The organism is Chitinophaga chungangae, assembly GCF_017742215.1.
Classification (GTDB): domain Bacteria; phylum Bacteroidota; class Bacteroidia; order Chitinophagales; family Chitinophagaceae; genus Chitinophaga; species Chitinophaga chungangae.
In genome coordinates this window covers 366973-387135 of record NZ_JAGHKP010000001.1, presented here as the reverse complement: position 1 = coordinate 387135, position 20163 = coordinate 366973, and the positions used below count along the sequence as shown (strand labels likewise).

Annotated in this window: 17 protein-coding genes and 1 pseudogene; 6 read left to right on the top strand and 12 right to left on the bottom strand. The window is 51.5% G+C overall.

Annotated elements, in window-relative coordinates:
- The first annotated feature begins 156 nt into the window (after positions 1-156).
- Together J7I43_RS01770 and J7I43_RS01765 are read left to right on the top strand one after the other, a co-directional pair.
- Entirely contained in the window at positions 157-738 is a 582-nt protein-coding gene (locus J7I43_RS01770) for a YceI family protein (RefSeq protein WP_209142617.1), read from the top strand.
- A gap of 78 nt (positions 739-816) precedes the next feature.
- Entirely contained in the window at positions 817-1281 is a 465-nt protein-coding gene (locus J7I43_RS01765) for a MarR family winged helix-turn-helix transcriptional regulator (RefSeq protein ID WP_209142615.1), read from the top strand.
- Positions 1282-1296: 15 nt separating this feature from the next.
- Here the strand turns inward: J7I43_RS01765 and J7I43_RS01760 are convergent, their stop codons facing one another.
- From J7I43_RS01760 to J7I43_RS01750, 3 genes are all read right to left on the bottom strand, one after another.
- Positions 1297-2547 carry an MFS transporter gene (locus tag J7I43_RS01760; protein WP_209142613.1) on the bottom strand — a complete coding sequence of 417 codons (1251 nt, stop codon included), beginning with the start codon at positions 2545-2547 and terminating at the stop codon, positions 1297-1299.
- Positions 2548-2660: 113 nt separating this feature from the next.
- Positions 2661-3362, bottom strand: coding sequence for a DedA family protein (locus J7I43_RS01755; RefSeq protein WP_209142611.1), 702 nt, complete (start codon positions 3360-3362; stop codon positions 2661-2663).
- Between the two features lie 85 nt (positions 3363-3447).
- Entirely contained in the window at positions 3448-4827 is a 1380-nt protein-coding gene (locus J7I43_RS01750; RefSeq protein ID WP_209142609.1) for a dicarboxylate/amino acid:cation symporter, read from the bottom strand.
- A gap of 264 nt (positions 4828-5091) precedes the next feature.
- Between J7I43_RS01750 and J7I43_RS01745 the strand changes: the two genes are divergently transcribed.
- Together J7I43_RS01745 and J7I43_RS01740 are read left to right on the top strand one after the other, a co-directional pair.
- Complete coding sequence (locus tag J7I43_RS01745) at positions 5092-6588, top strand: amino acid permease (RefSeq protein WP_236023274.1); 1497 nt, start codon at positions 5092-5094, stop codon at positions 6586-6588.
- 159 nt (positions 6589-6747) lie between these two features.
- The gene (locus J7I43_RS01740; RefSeq protein WP_209142607.1) at positions 6748-7458 is read left to right on the top strand and encodes a YebC/PmpR family DNA-binding transcriptional regulator; all 711 of its coding nucleotides are present in this window, start codon (positions 6748-6750) and stop codon (positions 7456-7458) included.
- A 134-nt stretch (positions 7459-7592) separates the two neighbouring features.
- Here the strand turns inward: J7I43_RS01740 and J7I43_RS01735 are convergent, their stop codons facing one another.
- The 5 genes from J7I43_RS01735 to J7I43_RS01715 all read right to left on the bottom strand — a co-directional run bounded on the left by J7I43_RS01735 (position 7593) and on the right by J7I43_RS01715 (position 13419).
- Entirely contained in the window at positions 7593-8546 is a 954-nt protein-coding gene (locus J7I43_RS01735; protein ID WP_209142605.1) for a D-2-hydroxyacid dehydrogenase, read from the bottom strand.
- A gap of 323 nt (positions 8547-8869) precedes the next feature.
- A complete protein-coding gene (locus tag J7I43_RS01730) occupies positions 8870-9124 on the bottom strand; it encodes a hypothetical protein (protein ID WP_209142603.1) in 255 nt (84 codons plus the stop codon).
- A gap of 500 nt (positions 9125-9624) precedes the next feature.
- Entirely contained in the window at positions 9625-9969 is a 345-nt protein-coding gene (locus tag J7I43_RS01725; RefSeq protein ID WP_209142601.1) for a hypothetical protein, read from the bottom strand.
- A 39-nt stretch (positions 9970-10008) separates the two neighbouring features.
- Positions 10009-10941: a DnaJ C-terminal domain-containing protein gene (locus J7I43_RS01720; protein WP_209142599.1), complete on the bottom strand. Its 933-nt coding sequence runs from the start codon at positions 10939-10941 to the stop codon at positions 10009-10011.
- Between the two features lie 102 nt (positions 10942-11043).
- Positions 11044-13419 (bottom strand): alpha-ketoacid dehydrogenase subunit alpha/beta, encoded by a 2376-nt coding sequence (locus tag J7I43_RS01715; protein ID WP_209142597.1) that lies wholly within the window; start codon positions 13417-13419, stop codon positions 11044-11046.
- Between the two features lie 215 nt (positions 13420-13634).
- On the opposite strand from J7I43_RS01715, the gene J7I43_RS01710 reads away from it, so the two are divergent.
- On the top strand, positions 13635-14036 hold the full coding sequence (locus J7I43_RS01710) for a DUF1573 domain-containing protein (protein ID WP_209142595.1): 402 nt from the start codon (positions 13635-13637) through the stop codon (positions 14034-14036).
- A 104-nt stretch (positions 14037-14140) separates the two neighbouring features.
- Positions 14141-15337, top strand: a complete 1197-nt coding sequence (locus J7I43_RS01705; protein ID WP_209142593.1) for a pyridoxal phosphate-dependent aminotransferase — start codon at positions 14141-14143, stop codon at positions 15335-15337.
- 983 nt (positions 15338-16320) lie between these two features.
- On the opposite strand, the pseudogene carA reads toward J7I43_RS01705, so the two are convergent.
- From carA to J7I43_RS01685, 4 genes and pseudogenes are all read right to left on the bottom strand, one after another.
- Positions 16321-17334 (bottom strand): annotated as a pseudogene (gene carA, locus J7I43_RS01700) (glutamine-hydrolyzing carbamoyl-phosphate synthase small subunit); the annotation flags it as partial.
- A 128-nt stretch (positions 17335-17462) separates the two neighbouring features.
- Entirely contained in the window at positions 17463-18269 is an 807-nt protein-coding gene (locus tag J7I43_RS01695; RefSeq protein WP_209142589.1) for a hypothetical protein, read from the bottom strand.
- A gap of 237 nt (positions 18270-18506) precedes the next feature.
- Positions 18507-18995: a 50S ribosomal protein L17 gene (gene rplQ, locus J7I43_RS01690; protein ID WP_209142587.1), complete on the bottom strand. Its 489-nt coding sequence runs from the start codon at positions 18993-18995 to the stop codon at positions 18507-18509.
- Between the two features lie 108 nt (positions 18996-19103).
- On the bottom strand, positions 19104-20099 hold the full coding sequence (locus J7I43_RS01685) for a DNA-directed RNA polymerase subunit alpha (RefSeq protein ID WP_209142585.1): 996 nt from the start codon (positions 20097-20099) through the stop codon (positions 19104-19106).
- Positions 20100-20163: the final 64 nt, after the last annotated feature.

The window sequence follows — 20163 nt, the reverse complement described above, 5'->3', positions numbered from 1 at the left end:
ACCGTAACAGAGGGCCTATCAGGTTGTGAACCATATTTTTAGAAAAGAAGAGAACTGTTATACAAGAAACGGGCTATATACAAAATTAACGACGCGCAACCGGGACTGTTAAACCTGTAACTGTTCAAACATGATGTACTCCCAAAAGACCATATCATGAAAAAGCTGCTGTTGGCCTTGATGCTGCACAGCCCGCTTTTTGCCGGCACACAGGCGGCCACGTGGAAGGTGGACCGCGATCATTCCTCAGTGGGCTTTTCCGTTACCCACCTGGTGATCTCCGAAGTGGAGGGCAACTTTAAAAATTTCGAAGGAGAGCTCAAAGCCGCCAAACCGGACCTTACGGACGCTCAGATCCATTTCAGCGTAGACGTTTTCAGCATCAACACCGGCAACGATCCCAGGGATAACCATTTGAAATCCAAAGACTTTTTACATGCGGAGCAATACCCGAAAATGACCTTCAAAAGCACTTCCTTTAACCGCATCACCGAAGGGAAATATTTGCTGGACGGGGAACTGACCATCCGCGACGTGACCAAAAAAGTGAAGTTCAACGTCACCTACGGCGGAACGGCCAAAGACCCCACAGGCAAGCTGAGAGCAGGTTTCAAGGCAAATACCTATATCAACCGCTTCGACTACAACCTCAAATGGGATAAAATGACCGAAGCCGGCGGCATGGTGGTGGACAAGATGGTCAACCTGGAACTGAAACTCGAATTCATCAAAGAATAAACCTAACAGGATGAAAGCGTTAGCAATTGCGTTTTATATCCGCGTAACAGTTAAATTGTGAATTATTTTTTGCCGCATATGTCCAATATCGAAAAATTGATAGCTATTAAAAGTTTTACCAGCGACCACCATAAAAGCCTCGTCAGCCTCATTTTCGTGGGAAACTGGATCATTTCGAAGCAACAGTCGTTTTTCAAAAAGTACGACATCACGATGCAGCAGTTCAACATCCTGCGCATCCTTCGCGGCCAGCATCCAAAATCGGCCAGCATCAATACTTTGAAGGAAAGGATGCTGGACAAGATGAGCGATGTGTCCCGCCTCGTGGAACGGCTCCGCAAAGCCGAGCTCGTGGAACGCAAAAGCTGCGAGGCAGACCGCCGCGCGGTGGACGTGAAAATTTCCCCCAAAGGCCTGCAGCTGCTCAAAGAGATCGACGAAGAACTGTACACGCTGGAAGACATGTTAAAAACCTCCCTGACAGACAAGGAAGTGGTGCAGCTTAACAAGCTGCTGGACAAGATGCTGACGGCTTACCCCTGAGCCCTGCGGGAAAGTTTATACTTCCTCCACGTAATCGAGATCTTTCCCGAACGTTTCCTCCATCGTAAATGCGAACACAAAGGCCAGCACGATAGAGACAAGACCCGTTACCAGCCCGCTTTGCAGGTAGCTGAGGCCCAGGCTCTGCAGCCCCGTGAAAAGCAGCGAGATCACCGGCAGCAGTCCCCTTGCGTAGTTGGGAGCCGTAGTGGCCGCGGTGGCGCGAAGGTTGGTGCCGAACTGCTCGGCGGCCACCGTTACGAATATCGCCCAGAACCCCACGCTGAAGCCCATTACGCCGCAAATCGTGTAAAAGCCGCTGACTGAATAGTTATAGGCATTGAAATACCAGATCACGCTGACGAGCACCAGCGCGTAGAAAATATACAATACCTTTTTCCGGCTGCGCATCAGCTGGCTGAGATAACCGCTGGCGAAATCGCCGAAGGTAAGCGCGGCGTAACAGATCATAATGGCCTTTCCCGGGTCGATCTTTCCCTGCACGCCCATTTTTTCGGCGAAGGCGTTGGAGAAGGTCATGAGAATGCCTACCACATACCAGGTAGGCAGGCCGATCATGATGCATTTGATATACCGGAAAAACCTTTCCTTATTGGTGAAAAAAGATAAATAATTACCGCGGCTCACGTGGGTGGCCTCTTTGATATTGTTGAACATGCCCGATTCCACCACGCTGATGCGGAGGATGAGCAGCGCCAGGCCCAGCCCGCCGCCGATGTAATAACATACCCGCCAGTTGTCTCCAAAATATTCCGACACGAAATACGCCACCACAGCCCCGGAAATGCCTACGCTCGCCACGATCATCGTGCCCAGGCCGCGTTTTTCCTTCGGCAGCACTTCAGACACAAGAGTGATGCCCGCGCCCAGCTCGCCCGCCAGGCCCAAACCCGCCAGGAAACGCCAGATCATATACCAGGCGATCGCATTGTCTCCCCCGATCAGGCCGTTCGCCACATTGGCCACGGAATACAGCAAAATAGAACCGAACAGTACGGACAAACGGCCCTTTTTATCGCCCAGCACGCCCCAGATAATGCCGCCGATCAGCATGCCGATCATCTGGACATTGATCAGCCACATCCCCACACTGTCTATCTCCTCGCCGGTAAGGTTCAGCGATTGCAGGCTTTTGATGCGGATGATGCCGAAAAGAAGGAGGTCGTAAATGTCTACGAAATAACCCAGGGAAGCTACGATCACAGCGGCGTTCAGCAGCCGCACCGGTTTGTTGGCGGAATTCATAAAAGGAACGTGAATTTAGTAAAGGTTGATATAACTGTGCTTGGCTTCCCTGTAAAAGGAAAGAGACACAAAATAATTGTGTCTCTTTAAATATCAAAACAATTTAAAATAATTTATGATTTTATTTCCTCTTTAACGGGCGGCTGCTCAATAGGGTTGCCGAACTCGTCGAAATGTTTGTGGATCGGCGACTTGCCGAAAATGAACTTGATGGCAACCGGCAGGGTCGTGATCACGACGATGATGATGATGATCCACTCCAGGTGGTCTTTCAGCGTGGGGATCGCCTTATTCAGGAAATGCCCCGCCAGCATCATGGAAAACACCCAGGAAATGGAGCCGACGACGTTCCAGAACATGAATTTTTTCCTTTCCATGTTCACGATACCGGCCACGATCGGCGCAAAGGTGCGCACAACGGGCAGAAAGCGGGAAACGAAGATGGCGCCGCCGCCGTATTTGTCGTAAAACTCCTTGGCCTGCCAGAGATGTTTCTTTTTGAAGAGGAAGGTGTCTTTTCTTTTAAACAAAAGGGGGCCTGATTTTTTACCGAACCAATACCCCACCATATTTCCGATGATACCGGTTAAGGCGATCATTGCGATGATCAGGATATACGGCACGTTAAAAAAGTGCGCGGCCAGTTCTTCGACATAAATGCCAGCCACGAAAAGCAGGGAATCCCCTGGCAGGAAAAATCCCACGAACAGACCGGTTTCCGCGAACACGATCCCTAAAATCAAATACAAACCACCATGCGCTATAATCCACTCGGGGTCGATAAGATGCTTAAAAAAGTCAATAATCTGGTCCATGCTGTATGTCTTAAAATATAGTTAGAGCGGCTAAAAATAAGCTATTTAATGTCAAGAGGAAGTTAATATTTCCTGAAAACGGGCGCTAGGCTTTCGTTTCAGCCGGCAGCTTCTGAAAATCCACCTCCCCTTCCCACTTGCCGATCACCGCGGTGGCAAGGCAGTTGCCGATCACGTTCACCGATGTGCGCGCCATGTCCATCAGCTCGTCTATGCCCAAAATCAGGAATACCGGCCAGGACGGCAGGTGGAACGAGGCGATGGTGCCGAGAATGATCACCAGCGTGGCGCGGGGAACGCCCGCCACCCCTTTGCTGGTCAGCATCAGCGTGAACACCATGATGATCTGCTGGCCGAAGCTCAGCGGCGTGCCCGCCGCCTGGGCCACGAAAACCGAGGCCAGCGCGAGGTACAGGGTAGAACCGTCGAGATTAAAACTATACCCGGTCGGCATTACGAACGCGATCACTTTCCGGGGCACGCCCATACGTTCCATGGCTTCCATGGCCTTGGGCAGGGCGGATTCGGAGCTGGTGGTGGCGAAAGCGATAGATACCGGCTCGGAGATTTCTTTGATGAACCGGCCGATGGGCAGCTTGATGATCAGCGCCACCGGTATGAACACCACGACGATAAACACGGCCAACGCCAAGTAAAGGGTAACGAGCAGCTGCAGCAGGTTGCCGAGGATCGACAGTCCGCCGTGCCCCACCGTGTAGGCGATGGCGGCGCCCACGCCCACCGGCGCGAAATACATCACGATATTGGTGAACTTGAACATGACCTCAGACAGGCTTTCGCAGAAACCAAGCATCGGCCCGCGGAATTTGTCCTTCACCAGCAGCAGCGAAATACCGAAGATCACGCTGAACACCACGATGGGCAGAATGTCGCCATGGTAAATGCTTTTCGCGATATTTTCGGGGAATACGTGCAGCACTACTTCCTGCCAGGTTTGGGGTTTGGTTTCAGGCAGTTTTTCGTGCAGCGCGTCCGGCGGCATTTTGATGCCGGCGCCCGCCTGGCTGATATTGATCGCGGCCAGGCCGATGAATAACGCGATGGTGGTAACGATCTCGAAATAAACGAGCGATTTCCAGCCCATGCGGCCTACCTGCCTGATATCCGAATGCCCGGCGATACCCACCACCAGCGTGGCGAAGAGCAACGGCGCGATCACGGTCTTAATAAGCTGGAGGAATATTTTGCTGAGCACCTGGAAATTCACGGCGATAGCGGGCCAGTCGTGCCCAAGCTCCGCACCGATCACCATGCTCACAAGTATCCAGGTGGTGAGGGATTTTTTATGAATGGCGAACCAGGCAACGGAGGCCACGGCGATCCAGCGGAACACCATCAGCACAACGGGTGAAATCGGCAGCCATTGAAAATGGTCCAGTGTATGAAGCACTGCTACGATGGTAAAGGTGATCAATGCAATGAGCGCTGCCTGTTTCTTGTTCATTGAGCGAGGTGATTTTAGTTTTGCTGAACACGGGGAAAACCGTCCATTGGCCCCCCATTGGTAAAAAATTGCCCAAAAATAAGGTTCTCGCCGCAAAATTCGCATAAATGTTGACGGACGGCCTTCATGCATTGAGCCGCCGGGCCTTGCTTCGCGGCCGGGTCACCCGTAAAATAAAATATTGCTTTATAATTTTACACACTATATTTGACGATCTTTGAAAGATCACAAATCTAAACAACGCTAATATCAATCAACCACTCTATGAGCATGCTCTTTGCCAAAAAACCTTTGTCATCTTTACTTGCGGAAGCATCGGATTCTGAAAAAGGCCTTAAGCGAACGCTCGGTCCGTGGGCGCTGGTAGCGCTGGGCATCGGTGCGATCATCGGCGCCGGTCTTTTTGTTCGTACAGCCGCGGCCGCAGGCGCGCACGCGGGTTCCGCCGTTACTATCTCGTTCATCATCGCCGCTATCGGCTGCGCCCTCGCGGGCCTTTGTTATGCCGAGTTCGCTTCGATGATCCCCATCGCGGGCAGCGCTTACACTTATTCCTATGCCACCATGGGCGAGTTCATCGCCTGGATCATCGGTTGGGACCTGGTGCTGGAATACGCCCTGGGCGCCGCTACTGTGGCAATCGGCTGGAGCCAGTATCTAAATAAACTATTGGAGGTCGTCTTTGGCACCTCTATACCATATGAATGGAGCCACTCGCCCTTCCAGGTGTCTGAAGCGGGCGTAAGCGGCATCGTCAACATCCCGGCGATGGTCATCCTCCTGTTGCTGACCCTGCTGCTGATCCGCGGCACGCAGCAATCCGCCGTAGTGAACACGGTCATCGTGATCGTCAAAGTGTTCATCGTGATCCTGTTCATTTGCCTGGGCTGGCAATTCATCAACCCGGCTAATCATACTCCTTACATGATCCCTTCCACGGCCGGCACAGTGAACCTGAGCGACGGCAGCGTGGTGGATTATTCGTTATTCTGGAACAACGGCTTCGCCGGTGTGATGACGGGTGCAGGCATTGTATTCTTCGCCTTCATCGGCTTCGATGCGGTATCCACCGCCGCGCAGGAAACCAAAAACCCCAGCAAGACCATGCCCTTCGGCATCCTGGTTTCCCTGGCCGTTTGTACAGTGCTGTACATCCTGTTCTCCCATGTACTGACCGGCGTTGCGCCCTACCAGGATTTCCTGAAGTCCGGCAGCGAAGCGTCCGTGGCTTATGCGATCGATACTTACATGCCCGGTTACAGCTGGTTGTCCACGCTGATCACCATCGCGATCCTGGCGGGTTTCAGCTCCGTGATACTCGTGATGCTGCTGGGGCAGACCCGCGTATTCTACTCCATGTCTAACGACGGGCTGGTTCCCAAAGTCTTTTCTGCGCTGCATCCGAAACACCGGACGCCCTATAAATCGCAATGGGTATTTTTTGTTTTCGTATCGCTGTTCGCCGGCTTCATCCCCGACCACGTAGTGGGCAACATGACCAGCATAGGCACCCTGTTCGCCTTTGTGCTCGTATGTATCGGCGTGATCGTGATGCGTAAGAACAATCCCGATGCTCCCCGCTCATTCAAAACACCGCTGGTGCCCTTCGTACCGGCCCTGGGCGCGCTCGTGTGCCTGGCGATGATCGTGAGCCTGGGCAAAGAAAACTGGGAACGGCTGGGCGTTTGGCTGCTGATCGGTCTCGCCATTTACTTTGGCTACAGTGTTAAAAACAGCAAAGTGCGGAAAGCAAAGAGCTGATCATGATATTTTTTTAATCGATATGTCCGGAAGCTGCCTCCTGTGGGGCAGCTTCCGGTTTTAATACCGGCGGCATTTTTTTTACGCCACTCCGTCAGAATTTAATAAATTTGCGCTCGCAACCGGGCTCCGGCCTGTGAGAAACAATCAGCACATTTTATGGGACGTATTTTTGAAGTAAGAAAACATACCATGTTCGCCCGTTGGGACCGCATGGCCAAACAATTTACCCGGATCGGTAAAGAAATTGCAATTGCGGTAAAGAACGGCGGCCCCGACCCTGACAATAACCCGGCGCTGCGCCGCTGTTACCAGAACGCGAAAGGCGTGAACATGCCTAAAGACCGTGTGGAAGCAGCGATCAAACGTGCGATGGGTAAAGACAAAACCGATTACGAAGAAGTTGTATACGAAGGGTACGCGCCGCATGGCGTGGCCGTAATGGTGGAAACCGCCACGGACAATACCACCCGTACCGTCGCCAACGTGCGCATGCATTTCAATAAACTGGGCGGAAGCCTCGGCAACAGCGGTTCCGTGGGTTTTATGTTCAACCGCATCGGTGAGTTCAAAATAAAAAATGAAGGGCAGGACCTCGAAGAGCTCGAGCTGGAGCTGATCGATTTCGGCCTGGAAGAGATCGGCGAGGACAGTGAAGGCAATATCATCATCCGCGCGTCTTTCACAGAATTCGGCAACATGGCGAAAGCGCTGGAAGAAAAAGGGCTGAACGTGATCACCGCCGAACTGAAACGTATTCCCGCCACCACGGTGGAGCTGAACGAAGAACAGGCGAAAGAAGTATTGGAACTGATAGACCGCCTCGAGCAGGACGACGACGTGCAGCAGGTGTTCCACAATCTGAAATAATCTTATCCGCAATACAATTGAAAGCCCCGGCATACGCCGGGGCTTTTTTATGCGGTGAAATAAAATGCGATTACGTTATACGATCTAGTATTTGCATTCCACAGCTTTCTGCATTTATGATCCCCGGCAAACAGTTATTTGACTACGTTCACCGGTTTCCCTTCCAGGAATGCTTTGATATTCGATACGACCTTATCCATCAACCGGCTGCGGGCTTCTTTGCTGGCCCATGCAATATGCGGCGTGATCACGCAGTTTTTGGCGGAGAGCAGGGGATTGTCTGCCGGCGGAGGCTCCACCGTAAGCACGTCCAGGCCGGCGCCGGCAATAACGCCTTTGTTGAGCGCTTCAGCGAGATCGTCTTCCCGGATCAACGGGCCGCGGCTCGTATTGACGAGCAGTGCGGACGGTTTCATGGAAGCCAGCAGCGCGGCATTCACAAACCCCTTGTTTTCCGCGTTCAGCGGGCAATGCAGCGATACAACATCGGCCTCCCTGAAACAGGTTGCCTGGTCTTTGAACGTAACGCCTTCCATTTTGTCCCTTTCCGGGTGTTTATGACTGGCGATCACGCGCATGCCGAATGCCATGGCTATTTTTGCAACAGCCTGTCCTATCTGTCCGAAGCCGATGATGGCGAGCGTTTTATGCTGCAGTTCGGTCAGCGGCATTTTCCAGTAGCTGAAATCCTGTGAAGCGGCCCATTCGCCTTTGTGCACGCTGGCGGAATGCGCGCCGGCGCCCTGGCAAAGCTCGAGCAGCAGCGAGAAAGTGAGCTGTGCCACGGAAGCGGTGCTGTAGGCGGGTACATTGCATACCGTGATGTTGCGGGCGTTAGCCACCTGGATGTCTACCACATTGTACCCCGTCGCCATAACGCCGATGTATTGCAGGCCGGTGAGGGCGTTGATGGTTTCGGCATTCACGATGGCTTTGTTCGTCAGGATGATATTGGCGTCTTTTGCGCGTTGCAAAACCTGGCCGGGCGGCGTTCTGTCGAAGATCTTCACGTTACCCAATGCTTCCAGCGCGCTCCAGCTGAGGTCTCCGGGGTTAAGCGTGTAACCGTCCAGTACTACGATATTCATGAAAACAGGAAATGGTGAAGGGATAAAAGTACACAATTCCACCGGCAAAGGTATCGTTTGCCTGAGACCGTGCAGATAAACCGCGACCATGGATTTGCGGCCGCCGTTTTCTTATGACGGATGCCAACATCCCGGTATATCGGCTACCGGAATATTCTGTCAAAATCCTGCAAATCCACGATTTTCTATTGCGTTCGCGCCGTGTGTGCCCGGGTTAACAAAATGATGCGGGAAACCCCTGCGCCTCTCCTGCGATGGCGGTTGTTAGCCGGTTAATAATAGCCTCCGAAGCAGCTACAGGGATTACCCGCATCTTAATAATTTTACCGCAACAGGTTAACGCGCCGGAAAGTATTATTGACCCGGTCGATCACGAAATTACCAAATACCGAACGGTAAGTGCCGTAACAAAGTTTGCCGTTCAATTCCAGGTTATGTTCTTTTCCCAGCGGGTGTGTGCCTTCTATCAACCGGATGAATTTCATCCGCTGAAGCTGGCCGCCGCATCTGCATTTTAATTCAGACAACTTCTTATGAGACTGCACGATAGTGCTGCACCTGATACATCTGGTTTCCATAATTCAATAACGTTTATTCTGGTTGCTTTTTGCCCCTGTTATGCCGCATGCATACATATAAACGGATTACCAAACACACGATCAAATCTTAGAAAAGCTAAAGTGAAGAAAATCCTTCCGGAACGGGTTAAAAAACCTGGGCCTGTTTTTTCTGACTTCCCGCCAGCAATCAAAGGATGATGGTTAAACAATTTTTAAAAACCAAGCTCCGGGTTCCGAACGAATAGTTATCAAAGGATGTGGTTAAGGTTACAATCTGCTTACTAAAATATACGATGCTGTTTCAAAGGAAAAAGAAAACTGAAGGAAGGCCGCCCCCGTAGAGAAACGGCCCCCGTTTTCAGCCTATTTGAACCGTCTAAGCAATTTTATTTTTTGTGAATGAATTGCAATTTATCCCTTTCCGGTATATGAGAAAAGGGTGACGGGACAATGAACGGGGAATGAACATTCAAGGTTAATATGAACGGGGAAGTGCTTGAAAACGAAACATATCGACATTAGAATGAATAATGCTTTTTAAGCAAATGTATTTGCGCGCGGGCCACCGCCGGGTGCCGCGGGTCGCAGTTAACGATTAGAAAATATCCCGCCAGCCCGCTGAGTAACCAATCCGCTTCCATTTCGGAGTTATTACAACAATACGCCCGCCTGAAATTCAACTCCACCGGGATATGCAACGCCGCGCACGCCTGCATCGCCCGCTCCATCGCTCCCCCCGCCTCCTGCAAACTATACCCCAGCGCTTCCAGCAATTCACTCGCATAATACGCCGGCTCCATATCGCGCGCAGTACGGTGCTGCCGCTCCAGTATCTCGTCCAGGTAATCGAATGACTGCAACATATACGTAAGATTTTCAGGTTACAAAATCATCGCTGCATTTTATTTCCTCAATTCCATCAGCCGTGTAAACATCTCTTTTTCCTGCTCGCTCAAATTCTTCGGCACAACGATCATTACTTTCACATACAAATCCCCGGCCACATCGCCACTGCCTTCCGGCGCAGGAATGCCCTTGCCTCTCAAACGGAACAGCCTGCCGCTGTCCGTTCCCGCCGGTACCGTTAACTGCAGCGGGCTACCGGGCACGGCCACCTGCAATTTGCCGCCCATTACGGCCGTATACATCTCCAACGGCACATCCATATACACATCTTTCCCCTTCAGCTCATACCGCGCATCCGCCGCAATGCCGATCTCTATCAACAGATCGCCCGCTTCCGCCCCGTTCTGCCCGGGACGGCCTTTCCCCTTCAGCCTCAACACCTGCCCGTTGTATGTACCGGGCTTTATTTTCAGGTTCAGCTTCTGGCCGTTCACTTCTATCTGCTTCGTGGCGCCGGTGTACACATCGTCGAGGCTTACCTGCATGGTGGCCTGCAGGTCCGCGCCACGGCGGCTTCTGGCTCTGCCCTGCTGACCGCGGCTCCGGAACCCGCCGCCGAAAAGATGTTCGAAGAAATCGGAAAACTGCCCGCCTTCGCCAAACATCCCTTCCATGTCTTCGTACTGCTGTTGCTGCCTGCCGCCCTGCGACGCGCGCCATCGGCCCCAGTCGAAATCGCCGCCGTTCTGGCCCGCCTGTTCGTAATATTTCCAGTTCTCGCCAAATTCATCGTACTTCTTTCTTTTCTCTTCGTCGCCCAACACCTCGTACGCTTCGTTCAGTTCCTTGAACTTCTCCTCGGCCAGCTTGTCGTCCGGGTTCTTGTCCGGGTGATATTTCACGGCCAGTTTGCGGTACGCTTTTTTGATGTCGGCCGCGCTGGCTTTTTTATCCACACCCAGTATTTTATAATAGTCTTTGTATTCCATATTCCTGTTATAATAACGTTCGATTGAAACACCTTGTTGAAAAAAACGCCCCCTGCAGGTGTTACAGGAGGCGTTGCCATAAAATATTATGTTGCAGGAACGCTACTCCCTGATCATTTCCATCACGATTTTCACCACGTCTTCCACGTTCGGTTTGGAGAAATAATCCCCGTCGGAACCGTACGCCGGCCTGTGCGGCTGCGCGGCGAGCGTGCGCGGCGCCACGTCCAGCCAGCGGTAACCGCCCTGCACTTCCATTACCTGCTGGTACATAAAGGCGCTGCCGCCTCCCGGTACGTCTTCATCCACAAAAAGTATGCGGTTTGTTTTTTTCAGCGAATCGACAATGGAATGTTCGATGTCGAAAGGCAGCAGGGTCTGCACGTCGATCAGTTCGCAGGAGATCCCCAGCGGCCCGAGGATGTGCATTGCTTCTTCGATGATGCGCAGCGTGGAGCCGTATGATACGATGGTGATATCTGAACCGATATGGAGCACTTCGGGGATGCCCATGGGCACGGTGAAGTCGTGCAGGTTTTCAGGCAGCCTTTCCTTCAGGCGGTAGCCGTTCAGCGATTCGATCACGAGGGCCGGTTCGTTCGCCAGCAATAAGGTATTGTACATGCCGGCGGCCTGCACCATATTGCGCGGTACGCACACGTACATGCCGCGCAGGGAGTTGATGATCATGCCCATGGGCGAACCGGAATGCCAGATGCCTTCGAGCCTGTGGCCGCGCGTGCGTACGATGATGGGGCAGAACTGCGTGCCTTTGGTGCGGTATTGCAGGGAAGCCACATCGTCGCTGAGCGGCTGGAGGCCGTACAGCATGTAATCCAGGTACTGGATCTCCGCGATCGGGCGGAGGCCTCTCAGCGCCATGCCGATCCCCTGCCCCATGATGGTCAGTTCGCGGATGCCGGTATCGGCGATGCGCAGCTTGCCGTGTTTCTGCTGAAGCCCGGCAAAACCCTGGTTCACGTCGCCGATCTTTCCAACGTCTTCGCCGAAGGCGAACACGAGGGGGTGGCGGGCAAACAGCTGGTCGAAATATTTGTTCAGCACTTCGTACCCGTTGATGGAAGGCGCTTCGTCCGCGTAAATGGCGGGCACTTCCTTCACATTGAGCGCGGAGTTGGGGCCGGCGGCGTAAGTGTAGGTATTGTAATTTTCTTTTTCGGCCAGCAGCTGGTTATCGTAATACAACTGCAGTTCGTCCAGCGCGCCGGAGAAATTGCGGGGATGACGGAAAAGTATGCCCGCGGCGGCTTTCAGGATGTCTCTGCGGGCCGGTTCGCGGTTGGCGGCCAGTTCCTGCATTACCTGGTTCACAAAATCTGTTTCGCCGCGGCCTTCTTCCACGATCTGCTGACAAAGGCCGAGGAAAACCTGCACCTGCTCCCTGATGGGCGCGATGTATTTTTCCCATGCTTTTTTACGGCCTTCCTGCGCAATATTCTTCGCGTCCGCCTCGATCTGCTGGAGTATCTGTTCGTCTGCCAGCGCGTTTTCGAGCAGCCACTGGCGCATTTTCAGGTTACAGTCGAATTCTTTTTCCCATGCCAGGCGCTCCTTGCTTTTATACCGCTCGTGCGAGCCGGAAGTGGAATGGCCCTGCGGCTGGGTGATCTCTTCCACGTGGAAAAGCACGGGCACGTGAGTTTCACGGGCCTTGCGGATGCCTTCCTCGAAGGTTTCGCACATGCCGGCGTAATCCCATCCTTTTACATTATAGATCTCGAAGCCGTTGGAGCCTTCGCTTTTGCGGAAACCTTCCATGACGGTGCTGATGGAACCTTTGGTGGTCTGGTACTTGCGCGGCACGGAAATGCCGTAGCCGTCGTCCCACACGAACACCACGAGCGGCACCTGCAAAACGCCGGCCGCGTTCATGGTTTCCCAGAAATGGCCTTCGCTCGTAGAGGCGTCGCCGATAGTGGCGAAACATACTTCGTTGCCTTCATTGGAAAGATGCTGGTATTCTTTCAGCTCGGGCACTTCGCGGAACATTTTCGATGCAAAGGCCAGGCCCAGCGCGCGCGGCATTTGCGCGGCGGTGGGCGCCATGTCTGCCGCGGTGTTTTTCATGGACGCAAGGTTCATCCATTCTCCGTTGGCATTTACATTAGGCGTGGCAAAATGCGAGTTCATCTGCCTGCCCGCCGAAAACGGGTCGTGCTCGATATTGGGATCAGCGTAAAGCTGGGAGAAAAATTGTTCTACGGTCGCGATGCCGCTGGCAAACGCAAAGGTCTGGTCGCGGTAATAACCGGAACGGAAATCGCCCGGTTTGAAATATTTGGCCATTGCGATCTGCGCCACTTCCTTACCATCGCCAAAAATACCGAATTTTGCCTTCCCGGTGAGTACTTCCCGGCGGCCCAAAAGGCTGATTTCCCTGCTGATACAGGCCAGCCTGAAATCATTCAGTACTTCCCGGCGGAACTCTTCAAATGAAAGCTGGCTTTGCAAATTCATAGCTAATTCGTTGTTTTCGATCATGCCGTCCGTGTTAAAGCACAAATGTAGGGGAAAATGATGAATGGGTAAATGCCTCCGGAGGCCCTGTCAATTAATTTTTAAGAAATTTTTAATATCTTGATACGTAAGGTTCAATTTTTGGCCGTAAATTTGATTTTGGAAACTGGATGGAACAAACGTTTTAACCAATCGTTTTAAAACCCAATTAAAACATGAAAAAGTTTATCGTATCCCTATTTGCGACTTTACTGGTAACCACCGCTGTGTGGGCACAGGCACAGGGAGGCGGCGCCGCCAACGCGGTTGACGCGAAGCTGAAATTCAAAAAAGAGACCGTTGATTTCGGGAAGACCAAGTACAACAAACCCGTAACCGTGGTTTTTGAATTCACCAACATCTCCAAAGAGCCCGTACTGATCGAATCGGCGAAACCCAGCTGCGGCTGTACCGTTCCGAAATGGACCGTTGAGCCTATCCTGCCTGGCAAAACCGGCACCATCAGCGCGACCTACAGTGCGAACCAGGTAGGTAAACCGATGAAAACGGTTTATGTGAAAGTAAAAGGGGTAGACCAGGAAAAAGAGCTGTTCCTCACCGGTACAGTAGAGAATTAAAAGAACAATAATTCTGCATAATGGCCTCCCGATCAATATCCGGGAGGCCTTTTTGTTTATTGAACATTTCATTCCCTTACATTTGCAACGCAAAAAAGTACAAAATGCCAAACATCAGTGAGCGCGGCCATCAAATGCCGCCTTCTCCGATCCGGAAGCTGGTTCCCTATGCTGAAGCAGCTAAAAAGAAAGGAGTTACGGTTTATCATCTCAACATCGGCCAACCAGACATCGAAACCCCTCAGCCCGTGCTGGACGCGGTGCGCAATTCCCAATTCAAGATCCTTGAATACAGTCACAGCGCCGGCAACGAAAGTTACCGCCGTAAACTGACCGGTTATTACAGGAAGTTCGACATTACGGTGGACCATACCGAGATCATCGTCACCACAGGCGGTTCAGAGGCCATCCTGTTCGGTTTTATGGCCTGCCTCGACCCGGGCGACGAAGTGATCGTTCCCGAGCCGTTTTACGCCAATTACAACGGTTTTGCCGTGGAAGCCGAGGTAAAGGTCGTGCCCGTTACTTCCGGTATCGAAAGCGGTTTCGCCCTGCCTCCTATCGGCGATTTCGAAAAGCTGATCACGCCCAAAACCAAAGCGATCCTTATCTGCAATCCCAACAACCCCACCGGCTACCTTTACAGCCGCGCGGAAATGGAAACGCTGAAAGACATCTGCCTCAAACACAACCTGTTCCTGTTCTCCGACGAGGCTTACCGCGAATTTTCGTACGACGGTGAAAATATTTCCGCACTGAACCTCAGCGGGCTGGACAATCACGTGGTGGTGTTCGACACGATCTCCAAACGTTACAGCGCCTGCGGCGCAAGGATCGGGGCGGTTGTAACGCACAACCGCGCCATTCTCGATGCGGTGATGAAATTCGCGCAGGCCAGGCTGAGCCCCCCGAGCTTTGCGCAGATCGCTGCGGAAGCCGCTGTAGACCTGCCGGACAATTACTTCGACGAGATCAAAAGCGAGTACCAGAGCCGCCGCGACCTGCTGGTGAGCAGGTTGAACCAGATCCCCGGCGTGTTCTGCCCCAACCCTGGCGGCGCTTTTTACGCCATGGCGCGGCTTCCCATCGACGATTCGGACAAGTTCTGCCAATGGCTGCTGGAGGAATTTTCTTTCGAAGACCAAACGGTGATGCTGGCTCCTGCAACAGGTTTTTACGCTACCCCGGGTCTTGGCAAACAGGAAGTAAGGCTGGCGTACGTGCTGAACAGGGAAAATATTGCAAAAGCGATGGATTGCCTGGGCAAAGCGCTGGAAATTTACCCCGGCCGGGTACAATAAAAGGAGGCAAAATGTTTTCAAATAGTGTTAAAAAAACATTACCCTTTGAAAACCTGACAAAAATCATGTTTTCAATTTTAACGGCTGGAATGCTTGTCAATACAACAAATTTGCATTACAAATAATTCTATACGAGTTTTTTTAAGCAATAAGTCGATTATTTTTAGAAATATGATTTTGTAATTTAAATTTTATAGCTATTTTTACTGTGTAATCGGGACGCAAAGGTGTTAAAAGAGATAGATGAAGAAAAGTAAGTATACGAGTTAACAAAAAATCTAAACCTGCTTAGCAAAAATTTAACTTATAGAATTTTGACAATTCGGAAAATGGCGCGACCTTTGCATTATCAAGATAAAGTAAAAAATGCGGCGACGAACTAAAACGTTTTAGCCAAACAACATATTTTTGTATCAGTTTTTCATAACGTGGAATTTATAAAGGCAAACGGCTCTGTTCACAGAGCCGTATTTTTTTGCCCTTTTCCCCACCAAATTCATTTTTCCAACCGATTGCAATTTGAATTCGTCTATTTCAAGAAAACTTCCCCCCTTTTAACAATACCAACTCGCCATTTTTTTCATATTATTGTCATGTAATGAAAAGACAAGGTGGGTATTGTGCTTAACCGCATAATACCTTTCGCTAGTTTTCATAACGTGGAATTTTAAAATGCACGGTCCTGATTCCTCAGGACCGTTCGTTATTTATACAGCTCCCGGATTGTCATTCCCTTCGTTCGAATGTCATCACCATCTTTCATTCATGCTTTAAAAAACTTCACCGGCAAACCGGTACGCCTTAACGGGTTCATAAACCCGCTTGCACTAACCACCACGCACAACATGCAGGCATAAAAAAAATCCCGGCGCATGGCCGGGACTTCACTGATTTATTAGTGCAATATTTCTTTACTTCGACATGTTTGCGCGGATCATCGAAAAGAAATCGTCGAACAGGTAACGCGAATCGTGCGGGCCCGGAGTAGATTCAGGGTGGTATTGCACGGAGAACGCAGGTTTGTTTTTGATCCTGATCCCTTCAACAGACTGGTCGTTGAGGTTCACGTGCGTTACTTCCACATTTTCGGAAGCCGCCACCGCTTTTGCGTCGATCGCGAAACCGTGGTTCTGCGTGGTGATCTCGCATTTGCCGGTGAGCAGGTTCTTTACCGGGTGGTTCAAACCGCGGTGACCGTGGTGCATTTTATACGTCGGGATGCCGTTGGCCATCGCCAGCAGCTGGTGGCCCAGGCAAATGCCGAACAGCGGGCGTTCCGCATCCAGCACCTTTTTGATGGTATCTACCGCGTACGTGAGCGGCGCCGGGTCGCCGGGACCGTTTGAAATAAAATAAGCGTGCGGTTTGAAAGTTTCGCATTCTTCGAAAGAAGTTTGCGTGGGATGAACTTTCAGGTAAGCGCCTTTTTCAGACAGGCATTTCAGCATGTTGCGTTTCACGCCATTGTCCATCACCGCGATGCGGATCTCCGCGTTGGGATCGCCGATGAAATAAGGTTCTTTGGTGGATACTTCCGCGCAAAGGGCGAGACCTTCCATGGAGGGAACTCCTTTCAGCCTGGCCTGCAGTTCTTTCTCATCCAGTATTTCGGAGGAAATGATGCAGTTCATGGCGCCTTTGTTGCGGATATGCGAAACCAGTGCGCGGGTGTCCACTTCATGGATCGCTACCAGGTTATTTTCTTCGAGGAACTGGGCCAGCGATTCGTCGGCCATTTTGCGGGAGAAGTTGTGGGCGATGTTTTTGCAGATCAGCCCGCTGATCTTTACGCTGCTGCTCTCTACGTCCTCATTTTTTGTACCATAGTTACCTACGTAACAGTTGTTCATGATCAGCACCTGCCCTTTGTAGGAAGGATCGGTGAATACCTCCTGGTAACCGGTCATCCCGGTATTGAAACAAAGTTCCCCGGCTGCTGTTCCAACTTTTCCGAACGCTTTGCCATGGAATACGGTGCCATCTTCTAACAACAGCATGGCCGGCTGTGTGGATCTGGTAGTCTGCGGCATTCTTCTTACCCTTTCTTTTTTTATGTCCCTTTTAGGGACGGTTAAAACTGTGCAAAGTTAGGGCAAGATTATGAATTTTGAACAGGTTTTTCTATCTAATTCATTACGGCGGAGCGCATGATCTTTTCGGCCACCTTGCGGCCCGTTTCATCGTTGGCCGGGTGCGTCACTAACAGCTGTACCCTCGATCCGCCGCGAACCACCACCAGGCTATTAAATTCCAGGGGGGAATTTTCCCGGAGAATGTAGCTGCCCTGCTGCAGGAGCGCTTTTTCGCCGTTGAGGCTCAGTTCGCGGGTTTTATAGCTGAATTTGGAAACGCCGATCGTTTTTTCCATGACGCGCGTCGCGTCTGCCGCCGCCGCGTCCAGCTCGATGTGGGCGTCGGAAAGATAAACGGTTTCGTCCATGCGGATCACCAGCCCGTCTGCATAACTGCCGCCTTTAAACGTTTTCCGGCGCATATTCGGCGCATCGGCCACCGTTGCGGGAGATAACGACAACGGGCTTTGGATGCGCAGGATATTGCCCCTGAAAGTGCGCCAGTTGTTCATTTCCAGCATTGTTGGCGCTACTTTCGGCGCGCGGAAGATCTTCACCAGTTCCGGCCCGTAAAAGGCGCTCAGCGTACCGCAGGTGATCAGTACCACGATGCCGGTGATGAGCGCGGCTTTGCCGCGCAGGTCGAAACGGTTGCGGCGGCGTTTTTTCATGATGGCCTGGTATCTTTCTTCAGAAATACCCCGTTCCTGCCCGAAGACGTTCAACGTGCCGTCAGGGCGCTGGGCCTTCCAGTCTGCATAAGTGAGCGGGAACTTTTTGCCGCAGTGGTCGCAAAAGGTGATGTATTCGGATTTGATGGCGCTCATTTCCGGGCAATGACCGCATTTCAGGTAATACATAGGTATGGTGTTGTATTAGGCTTCTGCTAAATTACGATTTTTTTATATACTTCGCGTTTTGTAGCAGCTATTTAAAGGGGAAGTGATGGATTTTTCCCGGGAAGTCCTGTTATTCAATATGGTAGCGCTTCCTCCGGCACCGATCATAACGCGGGTGATTGCGTCTACTGCAAAGGCCGGGCATAAAAAAAGGGATAAAGCAAATGCTCTATCCCTTTCATATATTGTTCAGATAAACTATTCGGCGGCTTTTTCTTCAGCAGCGGGCGCTTCAGGGGCGGCTTCGTCTGCTTTCTTTTTAGCACCACCTGCACGACGGGTTTTCTTCGCGGGCGCTTTTTCAGCAGCTGCGGTTTTACCGTAGATCTCGTTGAAGTCTACCAGTTCGATCAGGGCTACTTCCGCATTGTCACCAACCCTTTTGCCGAGTTTGATGATACGGGTGTAACCGCCGGGACGGTTGGCGATCTTTTCGCTGATGGTACCAAACAGTTCCTGGATGGATTCTTTATCCTGCAGGTAGCTGAAAATGATACGACGGTTGTGAGTGCTGTCGGTTTTGGCGCGGGTCAGCAGCGGTTCGATGTAAACGCGCAGTGCTTTTGCTTTAGCCAGGGTGGTTTGAATACGTTTGTGACTGATCAGCTCGATGGCGAGGTTGCTCATCAGGCTTTTACGGTGAGCGGAAGTACGGCTCAGCCTGTTTAATTTTACTCCGTGACGCATGACATTTGTTGTTTGTGTTCCCCTGCACCGTGTCAGGAATTACAGGGTACTTGTTATAAAATACAAATCACGGCGCTGTTGGGCAGCCGTGATTTGCAATATGATTGTTTATTCTTCGTCCAGTTTCAGTTTGGACAGGTCCATACCGAAGTGCAGACCGCGTTCGCCGAGCACCTGTTCGATTTCGCTGAGGGATTTCTGACCGAAGTTGCGGAACTTCATCAGTTCTTCCTGCTCGTACTGTACCAGTTCGCTGAGGGAGTTGATCTTCGCGGCTTTCAAACAGTTAAACGCGCGTACGCTGAGGTCCAGGTCTTCCAGGGGAGTTTTCAGGATCTTGCGCAGCTGCAGGGTCTGTTCGTCTACCACATCTTCTTTCTCTGCATCTTTGGTATCGAAGCTGATGTTTTCATCGGTGATGATCATCAGGTGTTGGATCAGGATACGGGAAGCTTGTTTCACCGCTTCTTCCGGGTGGATGGTACCGTCGGTGATCACTTCCATGATCAGCTTTTCGTAGTCGGTCTTTTGTTCCACACGGGTGTTCTCGATGCTGTATTTCACGTTTTTGATGGGCGTGAAAACGGAATCGATGGCGATGTAGCCGAAGATCGCATCTTTGGGCCTGTTTTCCTCAGCCGGCACGTAACCGCGGCCTTTGCCGATGGTCAGTTCAATGTCCAGCTTGGCGGAAGGGTCAAGGGTGCAGATCAGCAGTTCCGGGTTCATGATCTGGAAAGAGTTGGTGGCTTTCTCGATCATGTCTGCCCTGAACTCGGTTTTGCCTTTGATGGAGATCTGGATCTTTTCGCTGCTTACTTCATTCTCTACGATCTTTTTGAACCGTACCTGTTTCAGGTTGAGGATGATCTCGGTAACGTCTTCCGTGATCCCTTTCAGGGTGGCAAACTCGTGATCGGCGCCTTCGATCTTTATCCCAACAATGGCATAGCCCTCTAATGAAGACAACAGTACACGGCGGAGCGCGTTACCGATTGTCACACCATAACCTGGTTCTAATGGACGGAATTCGAATTGAGCTTCAAAGTCGGTAGACTTCTGCAAAACGATCTTGTCAGGCTTTTGGAAATTAAGAATTGCCATTGATATGCTTGATTTTTGAGTTTTAACGTATGTTATATGGTTAAAGCCACCCGTTAAGGTGGCT